Origin of the sequence: Altibacter sp. HG106 (assembly GCF_028561755.1) — a bacterium.
In the GTDB taxonomy this organism is placed as follows: domain Bacteria; phylum Bacteroidota; class Bacteroidia; order Flavobacteriales; family Flavobacteriaceae; genus DFVG01.
Genome location: NZ_JAQQTD010000013.1, coordinates 1 through 6,469 on the forward strand (window position 1 = coordinate 1; position 6,469 = coordinate 6,469).

General features: G+C 33.8%; 7 protein-coding genes. All 7 read right to left on the minus strand.

The genetic code is table 11. The features are described from left to right. Positions 1–292: 292 nt before the first annotated feature. The 7 genes from PO830_RS14560 to PO830_RS14590 all read right to left on the minus strand — a co-directional run bounded on the left by PO830_RS14560 (position 293) and on the right by PO830_RS14590 (position 5,597). Positions 293–1,003, minus strand: a complete 711-nt coding sequence (locus PO830_RS14560) for a T9SS type A sorting domain-containing protein (protein WP_272854310.1) — start codon at positions 1,001–1,003, stop codon at positions 293–295. Between the two features lie 166 nt (positions 1,004–1,169). Further along, positions 1,170–1,643 carry a DUF6194 family protein gene (locus PO830_RS14565; protein WP_272854311.1) on the minus strand — a complete coding sequence of 158 codons (474 nt, stop codon included), beginning with the start codon at positions 1,641–1,643 and terminating at the stop codon, positions 1,170–1,172. Beyond that, the gene (locus PO830_RS14570; protein ID WP_272854312.1) at positions 1,640–1,954 is read right to left on the minus strand and encodes an antibiotic biosynthesis monooxygenase family protein; all 315 of its coding nucleotides are present in this window, start codon (positions 1,952–1,954) and stop codon (positions 1,640–1,642) included. Before PO830_RS14570 ends, PO830_RS14565 begins: the two co-directional genes overlap by 4 nt. A 118-nt stretch (positions 1,955–2,072) precedes the next feature. Further along, entirely contained in the window at positions 2,073–2,759 is a 687-nt protein-coding gene (locus PO830_RS14575) for a helix-turn-helix transcriptional regulator (protein WP_272854313.1), read from the minus strand. 132 nt (positions 2,760–2,891) lie between these two features. Next, the gene (gene dcm, locus PO830_RS14580) at positions 2,892–4,283 is read right to left on the minus strand and encodes a DNA (cytosine-5-)-methyltransferase (protein WP_272854314.1); all 1,392 of its coding nucleotides are present in this window, start codon (positions 4,281–4,283) and stop codon (positions 2,892–2,894) included. Further along, positions 4,280–5,308 (minus strand): hypothetical protein, encoded by a 1,029-nt coding sequence (locus PO830_RS14585; protein WP_272854315.1) that lies wholly within the window; start codon positions 5,306–5,308, stop codon positions 4,280–4,282. The genes dcm and PO830_RS14585 overlap by 4 nt, the downstream gene beginning before the upstream one ends. Then, entirely contained in the window at positions 5,295–5,597 is a 303-nt protein-coding gene (locus PO830_RS14590; RefSeq protein ID WP_272854316.1) for a helix-turn-helix domain-containing protein, read from the minus strand. Before PO830_RS14590 ends, PO830_RS14585 begins: the two co-directional genes overlap by 14 nt. Between the last annotated feature and the right edge of the window lie 872 nt (positions 5,598–6,469).

Here is a 6,469-nt window from a genome sequence, read left to right on the forward strand (position 1 = left end):
TTAAATCAAATGTAAATAGATTTACTAATTCTTGTATTCCTTGATTGTTGATTTTCATTCAATGCTCTACAACGGTCCGGGCTATCATGTCGGCGGGAGCTTAGGCGGCTGAATCGGCAGAACCAAAACGCGGAGCGTTTGTGGGAAGCAGCGTTAGCTGCTTGCGATTCAGCTAGACCTGGGAGCCGCTGAATATGTTCAAGATATTCCGATGACCTTTTTAGTTCGTTTTAAAGATAGTGTTTTAGGTTTAGAAAATGACCCGATGCATGATAGCCGTTGTTGTAATACGTTATTGCTTTATAATTTTTCTAATTTGAACATCTTTATTGGTAGAAATCTCAATGAAGTAAACACCTTTGCTTATTCCTGAAAAATCAACTTTTTCTTCACGTGTTGATATTAATAATTCACCTAACGAATTGTAGACTTTAATGGAAGTAGGAGTATTTATGCCTTCCAAATACAAAATATCTTGAACGGGATTAGGAAATAACTTGATGGTATCAACATAATTATCTGTCGAAGAAAAGGAATCATCATTGATTAATAAATTATCGAAACCAAACAAAGAACCTGAAGAGTTTACGGTAAATGAGTTGACATCAATCCAATTCAATGTTGCTATTGCACTACCTGCATTTAAAGAAACAATAACATTTGAATTATCTCCACCTGAAGGTATGAAGGTATAATCTATATTTGTTCCATTACCGTCAATAGCCAAAATTGAATTCACTATTACTGGCTCGCTAAATGAAAATGTTACAGATGTTCCATCAATAGTTCCCTGTGAAACGACTAAGTTTCCACTAGATCCAAAACAGCCTCCACAATCTTCAATATCAATATCAGGTAAGCCAGAGAAAGTTGCTGTTATACCATCGATAGTTTCTGAAACGTTGTCTCCGTTGTCGATAGCAGTTTCCCATTCAAATGTTATTTGTGCATTTACTGTACAAAAAGTTATCAATGTAAATAAGAGTGTAATTTTATTAATCATAGATTCTTTTATTTCAAATTAATAGTTTGATTTAGCTTTTCAATAATGTATTACAACGGTCTCGTATAAGAATAGTAGCGGATTTTACACACTAACTTTTTGGGTTTACACTAAACCTTGTACAAAGATACTTACTTTGAATTTAACACTAAAACCGCTATTATTTTTATACATTGTTATGCCCTTTTATTTTCTTTTCGTATTTCTTTAGAGCCAAATAATATCCTTCTTCAATTAACGGAAATAATTTATCAAAAGTTTCTCTTGTCGGATTTAAAACACAAACCCAACTCATCCAGCCATAAACAGGATGAGGCATTATTTTATTCAGTTCGGTAAAATTAAAAGGCATATTAATTATTTGACCTGCTTTTGGTCTTTTCGGTTTAGTTCCAAATAATCGATAAAAACTTTCTTTTGAAATTCCTAAATTTAACCTATAAACATCTTCTCTGTTTACGTTTGATGCTTTGTCGTTCGCTCCATCTTTTTCTTTAAATGTCAATAGATAAATTCCTTTACTCAATTTATTTTCAGGATTGTAAAAAAGCCCTATTTCTCCCCAATTTTTGTTTTTTACAAGACCATTGAAATTATTCTGAACCTCTTGAATAATTTCGTCCGTTGTCATTGCTTTCATTCTTGGATTTCATTAAAGATTGAAAAATGCTTAAAAGTCATACTTTTTTCATCAATTACTTCAAATGCTTTTAAGGTTTTCGGATTTTTCATTGCTTTTTCTGATGCGATTGTTGCGGACTCCAAGTCTGTCCAAAACACAATGTCTAAAAACTGTCCGTCTTCAGATACAGAGGTTTTTCGGGAAATGAATCCAGGTTGTTTACTAATGAATTCATTCAGTTCAGTCATTTGGTTTTCTGCTTTTGCTTGGCTTATTCCATCATTTATTTTGAATAAAACCATTTCTACGATTGTTGCTTTTTTAGTCATCTTTCTTTGTTTTTTATCTGAATTATTGCAACTGCAAATAATTAAGAACGTTATTGCTATTATAAATTTTGTTTTCATAATGCAAAAATAAAACGGATGACTGACAACCCTATGTCAACTATACTTCAGTAAATTTTTCTAAATATTGTTTAAGTGTAAAACTCTGTTGATATTCAAAGGTTTCGGAAGTTATAGTTAGTTTTAAAATTCTATCTAATCTAAATTCACGTTCTTCATTTCTTAAACGACAAAATGCGACTAAAACCCAAGCATTTTCTGTAAAATAAATGGCTAAAGGTTCAATGTTTCGTTTAGTACTTTCTTCTTTGTAAATTGAAAAGTATTCTATTTGTATTACATTTGCGTTTGTGATGGATTTCTGAATTTTTGATAACCAATTACTTTTGTTTTTATCAATCTTTGTTGAAGGTTCAATTCTGTTTTCAAGTTTTGAAATATTTTCTTTTTCAAAATTTTTAAGGGTAGATTTTATTTTAAGTAAAAGTGAATTGAAATCTTTTATTAATGAAGTGTCTCCTTGATTTAGAATAAGTTTTTCAGAGATTATCAAAGCATTTGCTTCTTCTTCTGTTATCATTATTGGGGGTAATGAATAACCGTTCACAATGAAATATCCAACTCCATTTTCCGAACCTATTGGAATTCCAGCATCTTGAAGTGTTTTAATATCTCTGTAAACAGTTCTCAAACTAATTTCAAATCGTTCCGCAATTTCTTTCGCAGTCACAATCTTTTTTGACTGTAATTGGATTAGAATTGCTGTTATTCGAGTTAGTCTGTTCATTTTTTTTGGTTAATTGGGCATAACGGTCAAGTATAAGAGCAGTAGCGGATTTCAAGGCGATTACCTGTCCGCCACCACAAAAGTTTATTAAATGCAATGACCTTGATTTCACTACTTCACCCGCTATTGCTCTTATACAATGTTGTGTGTTCGTGCTTTTTCTTCAGCGTTGGCAAAGGCATACTCTTTGGCAAGTTTTGGCTCGTGGCTTAGGCTTGAGCGACTTGCCAATGTGTATGACTTAGCGTTGGCTATTTTATCTACAATTGAATCATTATTTTCTATCAAGTCAGTTATCAATGCTTGAATTACGGGTACTGTAACCGCATTTCCCATTTGTTTATAAACTGCATTGTCATTGTCCAAAAGCTTATAAGTGTCAGGAAAACCTTGAAGTCTAGCACATTCTCTAGGTGTCAATCTTCTTGCTTTTCCATTTTGAACAATCCCAAGTCTGTTTGTGTCGGAAGCAGTTAATGTAATCGAAATACTTTCAGGGTCTAAAAACTTGAATACTTCAAATGACATATTCCCGCAAACTGGATTATACTTTTCATCATAGTTGCTCAGATATCCTTTTTGAATCAATGAGGCTGTAACCAACTCAAAGTTGTCTTTGGTGTAAAAAGTTTGAATCTGCTCTTTTGTCAAGGCTTTACCGTCTTGATGAGTTCCAAATATCTTCTTTCTTCGATTTGCAATTAACAGATTCAAAAACTCGATTTCATCATTAGTGCATTCTCCCTTTATTCCAAGTTCCCAAGAATGTATTGAATTTCCATTTCGAGTGTCGATAAGTCTGTAGCCGTGAAGTTTTGATAAGTCATTCCCAATTACTTTCTTTAATTGATTGCTAAAAATCTCACTACAGAAATATTTTTTGTCTGGCTTGGTTTCTAAAATGTCCTTAACTACGGTAAAGTCTTTTTCAGTATCAAAAAGGCTTCTCTGACCATTTCTCTGAATAAAGTTATGAGAGTCAACTGCTCCTGTATCTGATTGGATTTTAATCTCAAAATCATCTTCCAAAATGCCAAGTATATAAATCCGAACTCTGTTTTGAGCTACATTAAAATTACTTGAATTTAACAATCGATACTCTACTTTATATCCAAGAGCTTGAAGTGAATTTATAATGGTTTCAAAAGTTCTTCCTTTGTCATGAGTGGTTAGTCCCCGAACATTTTCAAGGAGGAATCCTTTTGGGCGGTATTTTTTAAGAAGTCGCTCTACGTCAAAAAACAAGGTTCCCCTTGTATCTCCAAATCCCCTTTGTTTTCCTGCGTATGAAAATGATTGACAAGGAAATCCTGCAAGCATGAAATCAAACTTTGGAAGTTCATTGACTTGGGTGATGTCTGAAAATGGATTATGACCAAAATTCAACTCGTATGATTGGCAAGCATTTTTATCTATTTCTGAGGAATAAACACACTCTGATTTTACTCCGAATTTTTTCAGAGCTTGTTCAAATCCAAGTCTAATTCCGCCTGTACCTGCAAATAAGTCTATAAATTTTATCATGACAGTTCGGATTTAATCCAATCAGCAAGAACCTTAAACTCACTTATGGTGTAAGCAACAGTACAATCACTGAATTGGCAAATTGTGGAAATTGCAGAAGAACGCTGAAAATTACCCGCTCCGTCAAGAACATAGGCAATTTTGTAGCCATCCTTATGCATTAAATTGTATCTGTCAGCAGCTTGACCCGATTTTCTTTCAATCGTACTATTTGTGGTGACTTGAAAGCTGACTTCAATTCCTACGGCTTTATCGTTCCGTTTCACAACTATGTCAAACGGCATTCCGCCACCCTTGTCATAGCCTTTCAGATTGATGTAACCGTTTCTTACTATTTCATAGTCTTCGTCTAATACATTTGACAGAAATTCTACTATTTCAGATTGAGCTAATTGACCTAAACTATTTGCTGTAGCACCACCTGTAATTCGGCTAACGATTATGTATCGTTGTTTGACAAAATTTGCAAGTTCTTCTTCATTTCCTAGCAAAGTTCCTATTTCACAAGAATCCAAAGCTGCTTGGTCTGCCGCATCAGAAGTAGATGCAAAAAGTAAAATTGCAATCATGTCTTTCATTAAACTGTTTAGTTCGGTTTCAGTTGAAAGATTATCTCCGTCAATGTAAAGTTTTTTGTTATTTAATCCTTTTACTGGAAGTTCTTCAAACGTGTATTTGAATTTTTCTCCTTTCCAAAGGAACTCCATAAAGTAATTTCCCTTTTTATCTTTTGGGAAAATGTCTTTGAATGAGCGACCAAGTCGCTGAATTGGTTCACCACCATAATCAGATAGAACAACTAAGTGCTTTAAAAATAGATTGCCTGGGAATTTTGCAACGTCAATTAACTTAAAAACCTGAAATGGTTCTTTTTTACTCAAATTTAAAATGCTTAAAAAATCATCTTGAGTTTTCAAGAGAAGTGGAAGAACATTTGCCAAAGAGTTTTTCTTTTTCAATTCTTCTGGCCACCACAAAGCCGCATTTTCTTTTAGTTCGTCAATGTTTCTATTATACTTTGGCATGTGCTTTTCCGTATTTTATTTGTTCTTCTGCAACTTTCAATGCGTTGAGTGCAGATTGCTCGTCTTTGACTAATTCATAAATTCTTGTTGCAATCCATAAAGATTCGAGTTCTTCCAAGGGATAGTCGAAGATTTTACTAATGGAATTGAGATGTTCTCGTTTTAAAGCTTTTTGGTCATGTTCGACTTTGCTTAAAAAACCGTCACCGATTTCAAGCTTGGCAGCTAGTTGTCTCTGTAACATGCCTTTTGATTCTCTCAATTCCTTTATTTTTTGTCCTAGTGTCATTTTTCCATAATTAGACTTGACTTAAAAAGGTCAAATTTAGAAAGAATTATTCAATTGTCAATGGAGCGAGGGGAGAAAATAGCTCTTTTGCAATTTTGGCTTGTGAGTCGGCTTGTGCGAATTGCAAATGTGCTATTTGTGCGGTGGGTTTTTGCATGACACACAACGGTCTCGTATAAGAATAGTGCGGTTTTGTGTGCGAGGATTTTCCGCAGGAAAATCAGACGTAACAAAATTGCACTAACCTTTGATTAAGCACCTAATTTAGCATTATTTTTATACATTGTTGGCAACTGGCTTTTTTCCGTTTGCCATTTTCTTAATTATTATTCCGCTAATAAAAGTCGAGATTATTGTTAAAAATAAAATCATTCTATAATTCACATTATTTTGATGATATTTTAAAATTCCGTCATTCATTATTGGATTCGTTATTGTTATTTTTATAAACTGACTTTCGAGAAAGCAATAAAGACAGTAAAAAGTCGGAATTAAAATCAGATAGATTAGATTCAGTCCGATTATTTTTTTCAGAGAACTTACCTTTCGAGATGTGAAATAAAATCCGATTGGTATTAAAGTCAGAATAAAAGCAATGTCCGTTTCAAAAAGGCGAAAGTCCTTTCCACCATAAAATCCGAGTTTGTAATCCGCCAAATATTTTACTGTTCTGCGAGTCAAAATCCGATAATCCAATTCGTATCGCATTCCGAAAATAAAAGTCAGAATTACAATAAGAATTAGTAAAATCAGTTTTCGTTTTCCTTTCAGCATTTCGATTTTTTAGCTTGTTGCCAACGGTCCTGGCTATCCCTCTGGCGGCGCTGGGCGGCTGATTCGGCAAGCTCCGTTTTGCAGGGCAAAAGCGGGAT

Excerpts from the sequence above, each read along its gene's own strand:
- PO830_RS14570 (WP_272854312.1), bottom strand. The coding sequence starts at position 1,954 with ATGACTAAAAAAGCAACAATCGTAGAAATGGTTTTATTCAAAATAAAT.
- dcm (WP_272854314.1), bottom strand. The coding sequence starts at position 4,283 with ATGATAAAATTTATAGACTTATTTGCAGGTACAGGCGGAATTAGACTT.
- PO830_RS14575 (WP_272854313.1), bottom strand. The coding sequence starts at position 2,759 with ATGAACAGACTAACTCGAATAACAGCAATTCTAATCCAATTACAGTCA.
- PO830_RS14565 (WP_272854311.1), bottom strand. The coding sequence starts at position 1,643 with ATGAAAGCAATGACAACGGACGAAATTATTCAAGAGGTTCAGAATAAT.
- PO830_RS14590 (WP_272854316.1), bottom strand. The coding sequence starts at position 5,597 with ATGACACTAGGACAAAAAATAAAGGAATTGAGAGAATCAAAAGGCATG.
- PO830_RS14560 (WP_272854310.1), bottom strand. The coding sequence starts at position 1,003 with ATGATTAATAAAATTACACTCTTATTTACATTGATAACTTTTTGTACA.
- PO830_RS14585 (WP_272854315.1), bottom strand. The coding sequence starts at position 5,308 with ATGCCAAAGTATAATAGAAACATTGACGAACTAAAAGAAAATGCGGCT.